The sequence below is a fragment of the Plantactinospora veratri genome, assembly GCF_036421995.1.
Classification (GTDB): Bacteria; Actinomycetota; Actinomycetes; order Mycobacteriales; family Micromonosporaceae; genus Plantactinospora; species Plantactinospora veratri.
The window spans coordinates 114,109-131,117 of sequence record NZ_JAZGQL010000028.1 but is presented as its reverse complement, the minus strand read 5'-3'; the positions used below and the strand labels follow the sequence as shown (position 1 = coordinate 131,117).

The window sequence follows — 17,009 nt, the reverse complement described above, 5'->3', positions numbered from 1 at the left end:
ATTCGCACGGACAGCCGTAGGCTTCGCTCAACCGATCCACGAGCCGGTCGGATCGGGCCTGGAGAGCCGGGTAGTCGAAATTTCTCGGTACCTCCACGCCGTCGCCCTGACCCGACGCAACATCTGCGGCTACCGGCCGGGCCCGGTGTGGACGACCGGTAGGTCGGTCCGCTCGGTGTCCTCGAACGCGTCGAGGTCGACGACGAACTCACCTGCCCTCGCCTGCCCGTCGAGCGGCAGGAAGGGCGACTCCGACCGGACGGCACCGGGCGGCGCGACCGGCTCGTCCACTCCCACATGCTGACGCTCGCCGGCAGTATCGATGCAGGCATCCGCGTGGAACGCCGAACGCCTGCTCGACCTCAGGGAGAACCTGCCGGGCTGGGGCCGTCGCCCGCCCCGAAACGCCAACGTTCCTTACATTGACTATCGTCACTCAGCGTCGTCCAGTGCACGTCCATTTGCCGTCCAGCCCATCTGGGTACGCTCTTCCATTGTCGACGGCATGGACGGAGAGCCGAAATTGCCCGAAATCAGCGAACCCACCACGGATCCGGTCGACACCACCTTCACCTCCACGGGGCCGGCTCGGTGCCGCCCCGGGGCGTGCCGTGGCGGCGGGTTCGACTCGGCACCGGCGGCCAGCCCGGACGCGGGGGCACAGCGCATCGGGGAGCTCCTCGGTGACCTTGACGCGGGCGTCCATGTCGTCGAGGTCACCGCCGAGGCCGGCATCGGAAAGTCCAGACTGCTCGCCGAGATCGCACGCCTGGCAGGGGCCCGGGAGATCCGCGTCTTCTCCGGCGCCGCACCGCCGGACGGTGCGCTCTTCCCGTTCGACGCGTTCGTCGACGTCGCCGACCGCCGTCGCGGCGACCGCGACCGCAGCCGCATCGCCACCCGCCGTCCCGGCGACGTCGACCTCGGGCGCGCTCCGCTGCCCGGAGTCCCGCCGGAGCACCGGGCGGTGCTGCGGGATCTTCTCCCACCGACCGCCGGCCCGACCGGCAGCCGGGCACGGCCCGGCCGGCCGCTCCAGGCGTACCAGCGGTTCGACGCCGTGTACGCCCTGCTGGAGCCGTACCTGTCGGCCGGCGGTCCCCTGGTGGTGGTGCTCGACGTCCCGCCCGCACACCCGCCGAGGCCGCTGGGACCCGAAGCCGTCGCCGATCCGGCCAGCGAGGCAGCGCGGGAGCCGGGTGCCGACGAGGCCGCGCCGGAGCGGGCCGACCCACCCGTTGTCGTACGTTCCCGTCCCGGCCGCCGTCGGACCGGCCGTCCGGCGCCGACCGTACTGACCAACCGGGAGCGGCAGGTCGCCGAGCTGGCCGGTGACGGACTCACCAATCGCGAGATCGCGGCGGCGCTCTTCGTCACCGAGAAGACGGTCGAGATGCACCTCACGCACGTCTTCGCCAAGCTCGACGTACGCAACCGGGTCGGCCTGGCCCGGCGGCTGCACGCGGCCGGACGGAGTGAGTGACCGCACCCCGGCGCGGTGACCGCCGGGCACACCGCTCACTCCGCCGGTCTCACCGACCCCCTCGTCCCGCCGGCCTCACCAGCCCATCGCGACAGCGGCGACGAGGCCGCGCTTGTGGGTGATGGAGACCGTCACCTGGGCGACGCCGACCCGCTCGGCGGCGGCGGTCGCCGCCCGGCGCAGGTCGACCTGCGGGGCGCCGCCGGGGCGGGACAGTACGGCGACGTCGCACGGTGCCACCCCCTCGAACAGTCCCGTGCCGAGTACCTTCAGCACGGCCTCCTTGGCGGCGAACCGACCCGCCAGGAACTCCCGCCGTCGCTCTCCGGACAGCCGGTCGGCGTGCGCCAGCTCGGCGTCGGCGAAGGCGTACCGGATGAACCAGGCCCGCCGGGTCAGCCGGTCCAGTTCGTCGACGGACATCAGGTCAATGCCGAGCCGCATGAGCCGCCTCGGCAGGCTCGGCCGCGGCCAGGAAATTGCCCTTCAGCACCCCGCGGAAGACGGACATCCGATGCAGGTTCGTGGTCCCTTCCATGATCTCGAAGGCCCGCACGTCACGGTAGATCTTCTCCAACCAGGGATGTTCGACCAACGCCGCCGGACCGAGCAGCCGCGCGGCGAGCAGCGTCGCCTCCTCGGCCAGCCGGGCGGCCTGTGCCTTGGCCGCGCCCAGCCGGTGGCTGTTCACCGCGCCCCGGTCGACGTCGGCGGCGCCCTGCTGGATGAGCCGGCGCACCGCGGCGAGCCGGTCCAGTACGTCGTCGAGGTGCAGCCGGTCGAAGCCGGTGAGGGCGGGGCGCTGCGCCTGGACGTAGTCGCAGACGGCCTGGGCACAGCCCAGCGCCATCGCCGCGATGGTGGGACGGGCCCGGTAGAGCACCTGGGTCGCGCCGTACAGGCCACGGCGGGTCCGACGCAGATGCACCCCGAGCAGGTTCTCCGCGGGTACCCGGACGCCGTCGAACCGGATCCGGCTGATCCGGGCGCCGCGCAGGCCGACGGTGGAGAGCAGCTCTCCGCTGAACCCGGGCGTGTCGGTGTCGACCAGTACGGCCTCGATGCCCAGCGGCCCGGGTGCCCGCCGGCAGAACACCACACCGAACTCGGCGCGGGCACCGTTGCCGATGTAGCACTTCTCGCCGTCGAGGATCCAGCCGTCACCGTCGGGCGCCGGGGTGAGGGTGGTGGTCAGTTCGGTGGCGGCGGATCCCTTGGCCGGCTCGGTGAGGCCGAAGAAGGTGTGCTGCGGCTGCGCGACGAGCCGGTGGTAGTACCGGTCGGCCTGTTCGGCGGTGCCGAGCACGTCGACGACGCCGCCGGAGAGCGCCGGGCCGGGGCTGGCCAGCCAGACGTTGGGGTCGCCGTAGGCGAGCCGTTCCCAGGCGACGCTCTGCCCCAGTACCGTCCGGAGCAGGCCCACCAGGTTCGCCGGCGCCTCGGGGCCGGGCCAGTACCGGGGTGGGATGGCGCAGAACCGGGAGAGTCGGACCCCGGGCCGGTCCAGGTGTTCCGCGATGACGTCCGGATCCCGGTCGAGCAACCGGCCCAGCTCGCGGAAGTCGGCGGAAACCTCGGCGCAGAACCCGTCCAGCTCGCAGAGGGAGTCGTCGAGCAGCTCAGGCATGGTGGTCCTCCGTCGGCCGGTCCGGCTGCGGTGCCCCGGGATGCAGGTAGAGGTTGCCGGTGACCTCCGCGAGGTAGAGCTCGCCGGCCGGGCCGTCGAGCAGGAACCCGGCGGCGCCGAAGAGGTACAGCACGGTGCGACCGATCCGGACCAGCCGCTGGTGCGTACGCCACCGGGCGGCGCCGTCACCGCAACGCCGTTGCGGCGGCATCGCCTCGTCCTCGCGCAACGCCATCGCGATGTCGGCGAGCTGCGCCTGGACGAGCTGCCGGGCCAGCAGCGAGGCCCCCTCCGAGGTGCGTTCGCCGAGGTGCTCCAGCGCCTGGTCGAACGCGCGACGCAGCACCGCCCGGTGCAGGTCGAGCAGTCCGGTGGCGAACCTCTCGGCGACGTCGTCCGGTACCGGGGGCGGCCGGTCAGCGCCGCCGGGCGGGGGAGTGACGGCGAGGCCGAACCGCTGCAACGGCGTCGGCTCCGCCGAGGGCAGCGCCGCCACCGAGGCGGCGACGTGCCCGGTCGGCGCCGGTACCGGCTCGTCCGGGCGGATGCTGCGGTGCAGGGCGTCCAGCGCGCGCGGATATTCGGTGACGCCGAGCTGGTGGGTCAGGGTGATGGTCACGGCGATCTCCTGGGGGTCGGTGCGGCGGGCCGCCGCCGCAGCACGGCGGCCTGGCTCTGGCCGGTACGCGGGTCGGTGTCGCAGAGCACCACCGACCGGTACGCGTCGCTCCACTCCTCGTGGTGGCGCGCGAGTTCGAGCCAGACGCCGGTGCAGTACGGTCCGGGTGCGGCGCGATGCACCGGCACAGCGGTCTCGGCCAGGTCGTCCGGATGCGTCCACGAACCGGCGACGAGCAGCGTCGAATCCGGCTCCAGGTCTGTCGTCACCGACCCGAGCAGGGCGCGCAGCGGCGTGCCCCGGGTCGCCATCCGGGTGCCGTGGAACTCGTACCGTCCGGTGTCGTCGAAGTAGAGCAGCGCCGCCGAGTTCGGCACCTTGTTCTCCTCGACGAACGGGTCGGGGTAGGCGTACGTGTTCTGCTCGCAGACGACCAGGGCCAGGCTGCGGCAGCGGCCGGAGCCGGCGAAGGCGTCGGCCACCCGCAGGGCGGTGTACGGCGCCCGCAGCCCCTGCTCGGAGACGGCGAAGCAGTGGCTGCCGCCGCCGAGCAGGTAGTTGACCCGCTGGGCCACGTGCTTGAGTGCGATCATGTCCGGCAGGCCGAACGCGAAGACGAGCAGGTCGGGGCTGGTCAGCCGGAACGGCAGCCGCCCGATGACACTCTCGGCCAGTTCGGTGAACCCGATGTTCGCGCCCTGCCGGAGCCGCTCCTCGTCGCGTTGGATGCCGAACCGGACGAGCAGGTCCCGTTCGAAGATCGCGCAGTCGGGATCCGGCCGGTACGGGATGCTGCCGGGTTCCAGCACCAGGGCGGCGGATGACAGTGACAGCGGCATGGGATCAGGGCTTGTCGTCGAGGTTGCCGGCCACGTACTCGGCGAGGGTCTCCAGCGAGGTGAAGTCGGACATCTCGAGGTTCTCCGGGTCGACCTCGATGCCGACGCTGTCCTCCAGGGCCATCAGCAGTTCGAGGATCGAGGTGGAGTCCAGGTGCAGGTCCTCGAAGAGCCGGGTCTCCTTCGGCATGCCGGAGACCGGACGCTGGAGTACCTCGCTCAGCGCCCGCTCGATGTCAGCGATGATCTTACTGTTCTCCATGGCTGGTCCCTTCGGGTGAGGCGGTGGCGGTGGTCACCGGCACGGGCAGACTGACCAGGCGTTGCGGCCGGAGCAGGTCCTCGACGGTGTCGCGGCTGCGGACGAGGTGCGCCGCGCCGTCGAGCAGGAGCACCTCGGCCGGATGGCCGTGGCTGAGGAAGAGCACCGGGGAGGCGCTGGGGCCGTACGCGCCGGAACGCTCCACCCCGAGCAGGTCGCCGGGGCGCACCTCGGGGAGCCGGACCTGCTTGCCGACCACGTCGCCGGGGGTGCAGAGCGGGCCGGTGACCGTGTAGACGTGTTCGGCCGGCTCGTCGGGGCGGCTCAGCGACCGGATCGGGAAGTTGCGCTTGACGAAGCTGCCGACGCCGACGGCGGCCATGTGGTGGTTGGTGCCGCCGTCGGCCACCACGAACCACTCGCCCTTGGAGCGCTTGACGTAGCGGGCCCGGGTCACGTACGTGCCGCACCAGCCGACCAGGTACCGGCCCAGCTCGGTGACGACCCTGCTCTCCGGGTGGCGCTCGCGGAACGCGGCCACCTCGTCGTTGACGCCGTCCACCGCGGCGTCGCCGTCCAGGTCGGTCTCGTTGTCGAAGTACGGCACGCCCCAGCCGCCGCCGATGTCCACCATCTCCAGCGGGATGTCGAGTGCCTTGGCGAGCGCCTCCGCCATGGTCAGCACCCCCCGGGTGTTGTGCCGTACCGTTGCCGCGTCGAGGATGCGGGTGCCGAGGTAGGCGTGGATCCCGCCGACGCGTACCCGGCGCAGTTCGCGCAGCGCGGCCGGACCGTCCCGCAGGATCTCCTCGTCGATGCCGAACTGGCGCGGCTTGCCACCCATCGCCAGCCGGGATCCGTGGGTGTCGAAGTCGGGGTTGACCCGCAGCACCACCCGCAGGCCGTCGGCCCCGTCCATCGCGTCGAGCGCCAGCACCTCGTCGAGCGACTCGCAGACCACCGCGTAGATGCCGCGCTCGCAACAGGCCCGCAGCTCCTCGGCGGACTTGCCGGGGCCGAGGAAGATCACGTCGGCGGGGTCGACCCCGGCCCGCTCGGCGGTGACCAGCTCGGCCAGCGAGGAGACCTCCAGACCCGCGCCGAGGGCGCCGAAGAGCGCACAGACGCTGAGGTTCGGGTTCGCCTTCGCGGAGTAGAAGATGTCCACGTCGGAGCGGAGCCGGCCGCGCAGCGTTTCGTACCGGCGGCGCAGCAGGTCGCCGTCGTAGACGTACACCGGGGTGCCGAACTTCTCCGCTATCTCGGCGTAGCGGTCGGTCGTCGCCGTTCCTGGCGATGCGGTGTCGGCCACTTCGGCGCTGGGTGCGGTCATCGGCTCTCCTCGGGTGCGGGTGCGGGGGCGGCGAGGCCGGCGAGGGCGGCCCGCGCGGCGTCGTCGAGGGCCGCCAAGCGCTCCTGGTCCGGAGCGACGAGCAGGGCGTAGAGCCGGCCGTCGAAGGGCGGTGGACGGTCGGCGTCGGCGTTGACCGTGCCGAAACAGGTCACGACGAACCGTTCGGGGCCGGTCCGGTCGAGTACCGGGGCGAGCGTGCGGGCGAGTTCGTCGAAGGGGACGGGCCCGGCCAGCCGCAGCGGGTAGTGCCGGGCGAGCGCCACGTGCCCGTCGGGCTGGTACCGCTCGGTCACCCCGCCCTGGTAGCTCGACATGTTCAGCCGGGCGTTGATCTCCAGCACCGGGTACAGCTCGCCCCCGGTGGCGATGACCGCGTCCACGCCGACGACCCCGACGTACCCGTCGGTGTGCAGCCGGGTCCCGACCACCTCGGCGGCGTGCGCCAACTCGGCGCGCTGCCGGGGGGTGAGCGCGACCGGCATCAGGTGTCCCTTGTGTACGCCGTTCTCGGTGATCGCCCGCTTGACGAAGTCGAGGGTGACCCGGCCGTCGCCGGCGACCGTGAGCTGGTAGTTGAGGTCGTGGCTCTTGTCCAGCCATTCCTCCACGACCACGTGCAGCCGGTCGTCGCCGGTACGTTCGGCCCGCCGGTCGACCATCCGCAGCAGCCGGTCGGCCGTCTCCGGGCGGTCGAGCAGCAGGAGTCCCTTGCCGGAAACTCCGTAGGCGTCCTTCACCACGAACCGGGTGCCGTCGGCGAGCGCCGCCCGGCGCCGGCGCAGCACCGCGGCGAACTCCTCGCGGCTCTCGCAGCAGTCGCCCGGCACGGTCCGCAACCCGGCGGCCGAGGCCAGCCGGCGGGAGTAGATCTTGCTGTTGACCCGGGCGAAGGTGGCCGCGTCGGGTACCGCGAGCGGCAGTCCGCACCGGTCGGCGAGCTTCTGCTCCAGCACGGTGGTGCCCATCGGCAGCAGTCGCGCCCCGGCGGCGCCGAGCGCGTGCAGCCGGCCGAGCAGTTGTGGGGAGTCGAGGACGTCCTCGGTGGTCGACCGGTCGGCCCGGACGTTCTCCGGCACGAGTACGGTCGGCACCGGCAGTCCCAGCCCGGTCAGGTACTCCCGGTATCCGGGGTCGAGCGGGTGCTTGAGCACCAGTACGTCGTCCGCACCGGCCAGCAGGACGCCGTGTTCCTCCATCCGCGCCACCACCGAGGTCGGGGCGGCGAACCGCGGCGCGGGAAGTCCGACGTGTCCCTCGGCCCACCAGTTCTCGGCCTCGAAGTTGCAGAGCAGGACCAGCCGCCCGGTGGGCGCGCCGAGCAGATTCGTCTTGAGCGTACGCAGATAGCTCGTGTCCATCGCCCGCCTCCGTCAGTACTCGATGACCATGGCGGCGTACGTGGCGCCGACCCCGACCGAGGTCAGCAGGTAGTGCTGCCCCGGAATCAGCAGATCGCGGTCGCGCATCGTCGCCAGGTTGATGAACGGATCGGAACAGTAGGTGTGGCTGTAACTCGCGATGTTGTCGAGAAAGACGCGACTCCGGTCGAGCCCGACCTTCGCGCACAGCCGCAGCCACAGTGTCCGGTTTACGTTGTGCGGGACCACCATCGCGATGTCGGAGATATCCAACCCGGCCCGGCGCAACGCCTCCTGCATCATTTCCCACAGGTGGACGTTGTAGGTGTCGTCGAATTCCCGCTGCCGCTCGACCGTCATCCGGAACCCGTCGGCGAACTCGCCGGCGGTGTGTGCGGCGTAGGAGAGGATCCGGCTGCCGGTGCCGTCGACGCCGAGCAGGCACGCCGCCGACCCCTCCCCGGTCACCGAGACGTTGAGCATGTACCGCACCAGGCCGGTGAACGGCTTCTCTCCGGTGACCACCAGCGCCTGCGCGGTCGGGTCGCCCTCGGCCCGGAGCAGCTCGCTGGCGACGTCCAGTGCGGCCAGGTTGCTGGCGCACATCTGGTGGGTGACGGCGAAGGCGTCCGCGTCGACCAGTCCCAGCCGCTCGCGCAGCCGGTCGGCCGCGAAGACGAACGACGGCGTGAGGTCGGGGAACGTGTGCGCGTAGATCAGGTACCGGATGCGACCCGGGTCGGGCACCGAGCGGAGGACCTTCTCGGCCGGGGCGGCGAGGAGGTCGAAGAGGTCCAGGTCGGGGTCGAGGTGTATCCGGTCGAGTCCGCGAATGCGCCGGAACATGCGCGCCTGATGTCGGTTCAGCCCATTCGCCTCGGCGATCTCCTCGACGGCCCAGGACCGTTCCGGCGCGTACGCCTCGACACGCAACAGGCTCGTGACGGGCTTGGCCACCGTTTTTTCCGGGTGAGCGGCCACCGATTCCTCCCAGTGAGCGGTACGCCGGCGCGGCACTGTCGTGGCAGCCGACGGCGCGCGGCGATGCCAGATTATGCGCGGCGCAGGTTCGGGGGAACTGGGGAATCCCCCAGGATCTCGACACCCTTCAATGTTTTTGAAAAGGCTCGGGTTTCCCCGATTGTCATCGGCCGAGCAATTCGCCTAGCGTGTTCGGCAGCCGGCGAGCCACCCACCCGCTCGACATGTGCCGACGGCCCGGCGAATCGACGCGCCGGTCGGGTAGCCGCCGCCACTTCCGGTTTCCCTGAGGAGACGGCAATGGGAATAAAGCCTATAGACCTCTTTCCGCCTCCGGTCGTCGGTCCTCGGACGTCCACTGTCGAGCTGGTCCGGGTGGAACGGCGGTACGCGAAGGTCGTCGGCGGCCGGGGTGGCGACGGTCCGCTCACCCTCGGGCACCTCGGCATGCTGAAGTGGATCACCCAGGAGAAGCCGTACGGCCGGTGGGCGGCGGCGCCGCTGGAAGTCCCCCCTGGCGCGGGCGTCGACGACGTGGTGGCCGCGCTCGGCGTGCTGGTGGCCCGGCACGAGGGGCTGCGTACCCTCTTTCCCGGCCAGGGCGGACAGGTGCAGCGGGTGCTGGCGCACTGCGAGCTGCCGGTGGACGTGTACGAACACGCCGAGGCGGACCGCCCGGCGCTGGTCGAGGAACTCTTCCACCGGCTCCGGGACGCGGAGTTCGACCTCGCGGAGGAGTTGCCGCTGCGCGCCGCTGTCGCCGTACGCGACGGCCTGCTCACCGCCGCGGCCGTGGTCTACTCGCACGTCGTCGTCGACCTGATGAGTGCGGAACTGCTCGGCCGGGAGTTCACCGCACTCGCCGCCGATCCCGCCGGTCGACACCCCGGACTCCCGGCGCACCAGCCCCTGGACCAGGCGGCGTACGAGCGGTCACCGGCCGGGCGACGCCGGCTCGACACCGCCCTCGCGTACTGGGAACGGCACCTGCGGCGGCTCCCGCAGTGCACCTGGGCGGCACCGCGATCGACGGCGCCACCCGGCGGCGCCGTCTCCGGCTGGCTCTGGTCCCGCGCCGGGGCGCTGGCCCTGCCGAACATCACCGCCCGGGTGGGGGCGAGCGAGTCGATGGCGGTGCTCACGGCGATCTGCGCGGTGCTGGCCCGACGCACCGGCCACCGGAGTTTCCCGCTGCCGACCCTGGCCAGCAACCGGATCGAGCGTCGGCTCCGGGAGTACATCGGACCGCTGGCCGCGGACAGCCTGGTGCCGATCGACGTCGACGCCGACAGCTACGACGAGCAGCTGCGGCGGGTGGGCGGCGCGGTGCTGCGGGCCGGGAGACAGGCGTTGGTCGACGACGTCGCGCGGGTCCGGATGATCGATCGGATCCACCATGACCGGGGCAACTGGTACGGCCGGGACACCACCTTCAACGACGCCAGCACGTTCAACGACACCGAGGCGGCAACCGATCCGACCGAGGCGCCAGCCGCACCGGCCGGAGCCGACTCGACCGGAGCCGCACCGACGGTAGCCGATCCGGCCGGAGCCGGCCCGACGGCCGCCGGGGACGCCCGGCAGGCGCTCGGCGAGAGCCGGATCTGGTGGCAGGACTGGCCGCCCATCTCGCCGCTGTTGGCGTTCCGGCTGATGCAGAAGCGCGGTGAACTGGTGCTCGGCATCATTAGCCACGACCGGAACCGGATACCGGCGGAGGAGATCGACCGCCTGCTGCGCGGCGTGGAGCGCGTGCTGGTGGCGGCAGCGGACGGCGACTTCCCGATGTCCCGGATCGGCGAGCTGAGCGGCGTCGAACCGATGGAGCGCGGCGACGGGTGGCGACTCGTCGACTCCTCCTGGGTCGAGCTGGCCGAGGCACAGCGACTCCTGGACGAGGCGCTGGACGCGCCGGTCCGGCGGGTCTTCGCGGTCCCGGACGGCGACGGTTACCGGCTGGTGGCGTACCTGGTCGGCGGCTCGGCCCGGACGCCACGGGAGGCGCACGCCGCCTGCGTGGCCGCGATGCCGGGCCGCCGCACCGCCATGACGCCGCAGCGGTACGTGATCTGCGCCGAGCCGCCGGCCGACCCGGCCGATCCGGCGGCCTGGGCCCGGCAACGCGTGCTGGCCGACGGCGACGGCCGGATGGACCGGTGAGCGGCCGGACCGTCGGGCCCGGCGCCCAGGGCGACGACCCGGCCATCGCCGTGACCGACCTGCGCAAGTCGTACCGGGGACGGCCGGCGGTGGCCGGCATCGACCTGACGATCTCCCGGGGCGAGGTGTTCGCCCTGCTCGGACCGAACGGTGCCGGCAAGACCACCACGGTGGAGATCCTGGAGGGACACCGCCGACGGGACGCCGGCCAGGTGCGGGTGCTCGGCGTCGACCCGGCGCTCGGCCGGGCGGACTGGAAGGCCCGGATCGGCATCGTGTTGCAGCGCTCCGACGACCTGACCCAGGGCGGTGCGCTCACCGTACGGGACTGGACGCGGGCGATCGCCGCCTGCTTCCCGAACTCCCGGGACCCGGACGAGGTGATCGAGCTGGTCGGGCTGACCGACCGGCGCGACGCCCGCGCGGCGTACCTCTCCGGGGGCCAGCGCCGCCGGCTCGACGTCGCGCTCGGCATCGTGGGCCGGCCGGAACTGCTCTTCCTGGACGAGCCGACGACCGGGTTCGACCCCGAGGCACGCCGCCGGTTCTGGGACCTGATCGCCGACCTCGCCCGTGCCGGCACGACGATCCTGCTCACCACCCACTACCTGGAGGAGGCGGAGCATCTCGCCGACCGGATCGCCGTGATCGTCGACGGCCGGGTCGTGGAGATCGGCCCACCGCAGACCCTCGGCGGGCGGGCCACCGCCCCCGCCACGGTCCGCTGGCTCACCCCCGACGGGCCCCGCAGCGTCCGCACCGGTACCCCGGCGAAGCTGGTCGCCGAGCTGGCCACCGAGTACGGCCCGGAGGTGCCGGGGCTGGCGGTCGAGCGGCCCACCCTGGAGGAGACCTACCTGCGGATGATCGGAGAGCCGGCGTGAGCGCCCCCGGACTCCCCGCCCGGCTGCCGGCGGTCCTGGCGGTCACCCGGGCCCGGGTACGGGTCGAGTTCCTGGTCTTCATCCGGGAACGCATCTCGGTGGTCTTCACCTTCTTCTTCCCGGTACTGCTGCTGATCGTGATCGGCGCGATCTTCCACGGGCAGCGGTTGCCGGGCGACGTCGACCTCGCGCAGTACTTCGTCGCGGGCATGATCGGGGCCGGCCTCTTCGGCGTCAGCTTCCAGAACGTCGCCATCGCGATCCCGATCGAGCGGGACATCGGCACGCTGAAACGGCTCGCCGGCACGCCGATGCCGAGGTCGGCGTACTTCCTCGGCAAGATGGCGATGGTCGCGTTCGTCGCGCTGGCCCAGAACGTACTGCTGCTCGGCATCGGCTCGGCCTTCTTCGGCCTGCGACTGCCGGACACCGCCGACCGGTGGCTGACCTATCTGTGGGTCATCGTGCTCGGCATCGCCTCGTGCACCCTGCTGGGGATCGCGGCCAGCGGTTTCGTCCGCAACGGCCGTACCGCTCCGGCGGTGATGTCACCGATCGCGATCGTGCTCCAGTTCATCTCCGGCGTCTACTTCGTCTTCGCCACCATGCCGACCTGGATGCAGACGGTGGCCGCCATCTTCCCGCTCAAGTGGATCGCCCAGGGGATGCGGTCGGTGTTCCTGCCCGACGGCTACCAGAGCCAGGAGCCGGCCGGGAGCTGGGAACTCGACCGGGTGGCCCTGGTCCTCGCCGCCTGGTGCGTACTCGGCTTCCTGGTCGCCGTACGCACCTTCCGCTGGCGCGGCCGGACCGACGACTGAAGGGAGGGAACCGATGGAGGCTGCGGAACGTCCCCGGGTGGTTCTCGGTTACAGCGGGCTGCACGGCTCCGCCGAGCTGAAGGCGGCGAGTTTCGCCGGGCTGGACGAGCGCGAGGCGCGGCTGTTCCAGGGGCTGGACTCGGCGGCGGCACTGGTCGTCGACGGTGCGCTGGTCGCGGCGGTCCAGCAGGAGCGGTACTCCGGCCGCAAGTTCGACCACGCCTTCCCGGTCGACGCCATGCGGTCCTGCCTCCGCCTGGCCGGTCTGGACTTCTCCGACGTCGACGCTGTCGCGCACAACTTCGACCACACCAGGTTCGAAATCTTCGCCCAGGGCGAGCCGTACGCGCTGCGCCGCTACACCGAGGTGCTGGCGCCGCAGCGGCAGACCGAGCTGCTGCGCCGGTTCGTGCCGGAGCTGTCCGGGCACCGGGTGCGGCCGGTGCCGCACCATCAGGCGCACGCGCTGACCGCGGCCATCCCGGCCGGCTTCGACGAGGCGCTGGTGGTGGTGCTGGACGGGATGGGCGAACTGCACGCGGTCAGCGTCTACGCCTGGCGGGGCGGGGCGCTGCACCGGCTGGCCACCCTCGACTACCGCAGCAGCCTGGGACTCTTCTACGCCCTGGTCACCATGTTCACCGGGTACTGGCCGAACAGCGACGAGTACAAGGTGATGGCGCTGGCCGCGCTCGGCGATCCGGAACGGTACCGGTCGGCGATGGCCGAGGCGGTCACCCTCGGCCCGGACGGGCGGTTCGACGTGCCGGTGCTGCGGCACAATCGCGACCCGCGCAGCCGGGAGACCTTCGCCGGGTCCCGCGCCTGGCTCGCCGGTCGCGTCTGCCCGGAACGCGGACCGGGTGAGGTGCTGAGCCAGTCGCACATCGACCTCGCCACCGCCGCGCAGGAGCGGTTGGAGCAGGCGATCTTCCACCTCGTCGGCCACTGGGTCCGGCGGACCGGCCTGCGCCGGGTCGCCTTCGCCGGCGGCGTGGCGCTGAACTGCGCCGCGATCGGCAAGCTCGGGTACTCCGGACTGGTCGACGCGATCTACGTGCAGCCGGCCGCCGGTGACGAGGGCACCGCGGTCGGTGCCGCGCTCGCGGTGGCCGCCCCGGCCGCCGAGGTGGTCGACTACCCGGCGATGACCTACCTCGGCCCCGAGGTGACCGAGGACGGCCCGCCGGCCGACCAGCCGTACTGGTCCGTCCGGGTCGGGCCGGGGGTCGCCGAGCAGGTGGTGGCGCGGCTGCTCACCAAGGGTCACATCGTCGGCTGGGCCCAGGGCCGGCTGGAGTTCGGCCCCCGCGCGCTGGGCAACCGCAGCATCCTGGCCGACCCGCGCGACCGGGGCGCCCGGGAGCGGGTCAACGCCGCGGTCAAGTTCCGGGAGGAGTTCCGGCCGCTGGCCCCGGCGGTGAAGGCGGAGTCCGCCAGCCGGTTCTTCGCCGTGCCGGCCGGGACCAACCTGCGGCACATGACCGTCGCGGTGGCGGTGCACCCGCACGCCCGACCGGTCATCCCCGCCGTGGTGCACGACGACGGTACCGCCCGGGTGCAGGCCGTGTTCGCGGCGGAGAACCCCCGGTTCTGGCGCATCCTCGACGAGTTCGAACGGCTCTGCGGCGTTCCGGTGCTGATGAACACCTCATTGAACGTCAAGGGCCAGCCGACCGCGCGGGCCGGGGCCGAGGCGTTCCGCACGTTCGCCTCGTCCGGCCTGGACCTGGTGGTCATCGCCGACCGGCTGTACGCGAAGCCGTCGGCGGTCGGTGACGCCGCCGAGGCGCTCGCCGCCGTCACCGGGGCGGTCTCGGTCTGACCGCGGCGCCGCCCCGCCGGTCGTCGTCCGCCTCGGCGGAGCGGAGCCAGCGGGTGGCCTGCTGGACGACGGCGGCGGGCACCTCGTGGTTGCCGTCGAACTCCTGATAGGTCACGGTGTAGCCGAGGGCCTCCAGCCGGGGTACCACCCGGCGGCTGCACCGGTCGACGGGCAGGACCCGGTCGGCGGTTCCGTGTGACACGAAGACGCGGGGCTTTCCGTGCGTCACGAGCGGCGCGGCGAAGCCCGGGGAGAACGCGAGGACGGCGTCGAAGAGGTCCCCGTTGGTCAACCCGAGCGACAGGGCGTACGACGCGCCGTCGGAGAAGCCTCCGATCGTGAGCCGGTCGACCGGGTGGGAGTCGAGGACATGGTCGAGTATCCGGTCGATCATGCGTACGTCGGGTCCGAAACCGTCGATGATCAGATCCCAGGAGCTGGACGTCGACTTCGGTGCCACCAGGAGGAGGCGGTGCTCGTCCGCGACGGGCAGGAGCAGGTCGAGGGCCTGTCGGGGTGAACCGCCGGCACCGTGCAGCAGGAGTACCAGGTGCTGGGGGCGCTGGTCGGCGGGTGCGGGCGCGTAACTGAGGGCCAGCAGTTCCCCGGTCGGCGTCTCCTGGCGCAGCAACCCGCTCCGCGCGTCGGCGGGGGTCACCGGTGGACGGGGGCGGACGGACAGCCGCCCGTGCCGGGAGTTCTCCTCGGGTTGGACGTGGGGGAGGGCCGGCTCGCTCATGCGGCACCCTTCCTTCCCATCCAGCCGCCCCGCCCGGACCGACGGTGCGGGGCCGGGCCGTGCCGGGCAGTTACCCGTACCGGGTGCGGGCAAACGAGTCGGTGCCGGGGGCCGGCGTGCCAGTCGTACTTTGGGCCGATCTGTAAGCGCACCAGCGTTCGTACGATGGTCCCGTGCACCCCCGCCTGCGCGCCGTGCTGGCCGAGCCGCCTGCCCCACACGCCCCGGCCCGGGTGTGGCGCGACTGGGCGCTGCTCGCCGCCTTCGCACCGGCGATCGTGCTGGAGGGGCTCCTCCGGCCCGACCTGCCGTGGCGGGTGGGCTGCGTCGTCGTCGCGCTCGCGCTGCTCTCCACCCTGCTGTGGCGGCGTACCCGGCCGCTCGCCACGGTGGCGATCGCGTTCGGCTGCACGACGGTCGCCCCGCTGGTACTGCCGGGCGACGCCTGCGACATGTACGCGGCGAGCTTCCTGATCCTGCTCTGCTACGCGCTGTTCCGCTGGGGCTCCGGCCGGGACGTCGTGCTCGGTTCGGTGTTCGTGGCGGCCAAGGTGGCCGTCACCGGACTGACCGGCTCGATCACCGGCGGCGAGGTGGTCGCCGGCTTCGCGGTGCTGTTCGCCGCCGCCGCCCTGGGGGTCGCGGTCCGGTTCCGCGCCGCCGCCCGGCTGCGGGAGTTCGACCGGGTCAAGCTGCTGGAGCGGGAGCGGCTCGCCCGCGACCTGCACGACACCGTGGCCCACCACGTCTCGGCGATGGCGATCCGCGCCCAGGCCGGCATCGCCGCCTCGGCCAGCCAGCCGGGCGCCGCTGTCGAGGCGCTCCGGGTGATCGAGGCCGAGGCGTCCCGCGCGCTCGCCGAGATGCGCGCGATGGTCCGGGTGCTGCGCCGGGACCAGCCCGCCGACCTGGCGCCCAGCCCCCGGGTCGCCGACATCGAGGGGCTCGCCGGCCGGTTCCGTGCCGGGCCCGCCGTCGACGTGCAGATCCGTGGCGACGTCGACGACCTCCCGCCGACGGTCGGCTCCGCGCTCTTCCGCCTCGCCCAGGAGTCGGTCACCAACGCCCGGCGGCACGCCCGGCACGCCAGCCGGATCGAGGTCACCGTCGCGGCCGACGACACCTCGGTACGCCTGCGGGTCAGCGACGACGGCGAGCCCGGCGCCGCCCGCCCGGCCGGCTCGCCCGGGTTCGGCCTGGTGGGCATGATGGAACGGGCCGGCCTGCTCGGCGGCACCTGCGAGGCCGGCCCCAACCCCGACCGTGGCTGGACCGTGACAGCGGTGCTCCCGCGCGCGGGGGTTGGTTCGTGACGGTGCGGGTGCTGGTCGCGGACGACCAGGAGATCGTCCGGACCGGCCTCACCATGATCCTGGACGCGCAGCCCGGCATCGAGGTGGTCGGCGAGGCCGGGGACGGCCGCCGGGCGGTCGAACTCGCCCGGCGGCTCCGCCCCGACGTGTGCCTCTTCGACATCCGGATGCCCGGCATGGACGGCATCGAGGCCACCCGGGCGCTCGCCGGCCCGTCGGTCGCGGAGCCGCTCGCGGTGGTCGTCATCACCACCTTCGATCTCGACGACTACGTGTACGCGGCGCTGCGCGCCGGTGCCCGGGGCTTCCTGCTCAAGGAGGCCGGCCCCGCCCTGCTGGCCCAGGCCGTGCACGCGGCTGCCAACGGGGACGCGCTGATCGCGCCGAACGTCACCACGCGGCTGCTGAAGGCGTTCGCCGACGCGGGCCCGGCCGCGCCGCCGAAGCAGCCGGTCGAGGCGCTCACCGACCGGGAGGAGCAGGTACTCGTCGCGGTCGCGCGGGGGCGTACCAACCGGGAGATCGCCGACGAGCTCTACATCACGCTGAGCACCGTCAAGTCGCACGTGACCAGCCTGATGACGAAGCTCGGGGTGCGTAACCGGGTCGAGATCGCGATGTGGGCGTACGAGACCCGCCGGCACCGGGTTCGATGACGGCTGCCGCCGAAGGTACGACGACCCCGTACGACCATGGGCCGGCCCGATCGCGGCCCTTGTGCCGATGAGCCGGGGCGGGTGCGGC

Annotated in this window: 17 protein-coding genes; 7 read left to right on the top strand and 10 right to left on the bottom strand. The window is 72.6% G+C overall.

Annotation, left to right across the window (positions count from 1 at the left end):
• Nucleotides 1-129: 129 nt before the first annotated feature.
• A complete protein-coding gene (locus V1634_RS28635; protein ID WP_331210834.1) occupies nucleotides 130-291 on the bottom strand; it encodes a hypothetical protein in 162 nt (53 codons plus the stop codon).
• Between the two features lie 232 nt (nucleotides 292-523).
• Here V1634_RS28635 and V1634_RS28630 point away from each other — a divergent pair, with 232 nt between their 5' ends.
• On the top strand, nucleotides 524-1,483 hold the full coding sequence (locus V1634_RS28630) for a helix-turn-helix transcriptional regulator (RefSeq protein WP_331210833.1): 960 nt from the start codon (nucleotides 524-526) through the stop codon (nucleotides 1,481-1,483).
• Nucleotides 1,484-1,558: 75 nt separating this feature from the next.
• Here V1634_RS28630 and acpS read toward each other — a convergent pair whose 3' ends face one another.
• The 8 genes from acpS to V1634_RS28590 are packed head-to-tail and all read right to left on the bottom strand — an operon-like array spanning nucleotide 1,559 to nucleotide 8,499.
• Entirely contained in the window at nucleotides 1,559-1,927 is a 369-nt protein-coding gene (gene acpS, locus V1634_RS28625; protein ID WP_331210832.1) for a holo-ACP synthase, read from the bottom strand.
• Complete coding sequence (locus V1634_RS28620) at nucleotides 1,911-3,110, bottom strand: acyl-CoA dehydrogenase family protein (protein ID WP_331210831.1); 1,200 nt, start codon at nucleotides 3,108-3,110, stop codon at nucleotides 1,911-1,913. Before V1634_RS28620 ends, acpS begins: the two co-directional genes overlap by 17 nt.
• Nucleotides 3,103-3,729 (bottom strand): acyl-CoA dehydrogenase family protein, encoded by a 627-nt coding sequence (locus V1634_RS28615; protein ID WP_331210830.1) that lies wholly within the window; start codon nucleotides 3,727-3,729, stop codon nucleotides 3,103-3,105. Before V1634_RS28615 ends, V1634_RS28620 begins: the two co-directional genes overlap by 8 nt.
• Complete coding sequence (locus tag V1634_RS28610) at nucleotides 3,726-4,568, bottom strand: hypothetical protein (protein WP_331210829.1); 843 nt, start codon at nucleotides 4,566-4,568, stop codon at nucleotides 3,726-3,728. Before V1634_RS28610 ends, V1634_RS28615 begins: the two co-directional genes overlap by 4 nt.
• 4 nt (nucleotides 4,569-4,572) lie before the next feature.
• Nucleotides 4,573-4,830, bottom strand: coding sequence for an acyl carrier protein (locus V1634_RS28605; protein WP_107259557.1), 258 nt, complete (start codon nucleotides 4,828-4,830; stop codon nucleotides 4,573-4,575).
• Nucleotides 4,817-6,163, bottom strand: a complete 1,347-nt coding sequence (locus V1634_RS28600) for a type III PLP-dependent enzyme domain-containing protein (protein ID WP_331210828.1) — start codon at nucleotides 6,161-6,163, stop codon at nucleotides 4,817-4,819. The genes V1634_RS28605 and V1634_RS28600 overlap by 14 nt, the downstream gene beginning before the upstream one ends.
• Nucleotides 6,160-7,542 (bottom strand): preATP grasp domain-containing protein, encoded by a 1,383-nt coding sequence (locus tag V1634_RS28595; protein WP_331210827.1) that lies wholly within the window; start codon nucleotides 7,540-7,542, stop codon nucleotides 6,160-6,162. The genes V1634_RS28600 and V1634_RS28595 overlap by 4 nt, the downstream gene beginning before the upstream one ends.
• Before the next feature lie 12 nt (nucleotides 7,543-7,554).
• Nucleotides 7,555-8,499: a 3-oxoacyl-ACP synthase III family protein gene (locus tag V1634_RS28590; protein WP_331210826.1), complete on the bottom strand. Its 945-nt coding sequence runs from the start codon at nucleotides 8,497-8,499 to the stop codon at nucleotides 7,555-7,557.
• 324 nt (nucleotides 8,500-8,823) lie between these two features.
• Here V1634_RS28590 and V1634_RS28585 point away from each other — a divergent pair, with 324 nt between their 5' ends.
• The 4 genes from V1634_RS28585 to V1634_RS28570 are packed head-to-tail and all read left to right on the top strand — an operon-like array spanning nucleotide 8,824 to nucleotide 14,213.
• Complete coding sequence (locus tag V1634_RS28585; RefSeq protein ID WP_331210825.1) at nucleotides 8,824-10,683, top strand: condensation domain-containing protein; 1,860 nt, start codon at nucleotides 8,824-8,826, stop codon at nucleotides 10,681-10,683.
• Nucleotides 10,680-11,567 (top strand): ABC transporter ATP-binding protein, encoded by an 888-nt coding sequence (locus tag V1634_RS28580; protein ID WP_407951865.1) that lies wholly within the window; start codon nucleotides 10,680-10,682, stop codon nucleotides 11,565-11,567. The genes V1634_RS28585 and V1634_RS28580 overlap by 4 nt, the downstream gene beginning before the upstream one ends.
• On the top strand, nucleotides 11,564-12,388 hold the full coding sequence (locus V1634_RS28575; RefSeq protein ID WP_331210824.1) for an ABC transporter permease: 825 nt from the start codon (nucleotides 11,564-11,566) through the stop codon (nucleotides 12,386-12,388). Before V1634_RS28580 ends, V1634_RS28575 begins: the two co-directional genes overlap by 4 nt.
• Nucleotides 12,389-12,401: 13 nt before the next feature.
• The gene (locus tag V1634_RS28570) at nucleotides 12,402-14,213 is read left to right on the top strand and encodes a carbamoyltransferase family protein (RefSeq protein ID WP_331210823.1); all 1,812 of its coding nucleotides are present in this window, start codon (nucleotides 12,402-12,404) and stop codon (nucleotides 14,211-14,213) included.
• On the opposite strand, the gene V1634_RS28565 is transcribed toward V1634_RS28570, so the two are convergent.
• Entirely contained in the window at nucleotides 14,191-14,952 is a 762-nt protein-coding gene (locus V1634_RS28565; protein ID WP_331210822.1) for an alpha/beta hydrolase, read from the bottom strand. The two genes, V1634_RS28570 and V1634_RS28565, sit on opposite strands and share 23 nt — an antisense overlap.
• 173 nt (nucleotides 14,953-15,125) lie before the next feature.
• Here V1634_RS28565 and V1634_RS28560 point away from each other — a divergent pair, with 173 nt between their 5' ends.
• Both V1634_RS28560 and V1634_RS28555 read left to right on the top strand, forming a co-directional pair.
• Nucleotides 15,126-16,265, top strand: coding sequence for a sensor histidine kinase (locus V1634_RS28560; RefSeq protein ID WP_331210821.1), 1,140 nt, complete (start codon nucleotides 15,126-15,128; stop codon nucleotides 16,263-16,265).
• Entirely contained in the window at nucleotides 16,262-16,921 is a 660-nt protein-coding gene (locus tag V1634_RS28555; protein ID WP_331210820.1) for a response regulator transcription factor, read from the top strand. The genes V1634_RS28560 and V1634_RS28555 overlap by 4 nt, the downstream gene beginning before the upstream one ends.
• Nucleotides 16,922-17,009 lie beyond the last annotated feature (88 nt).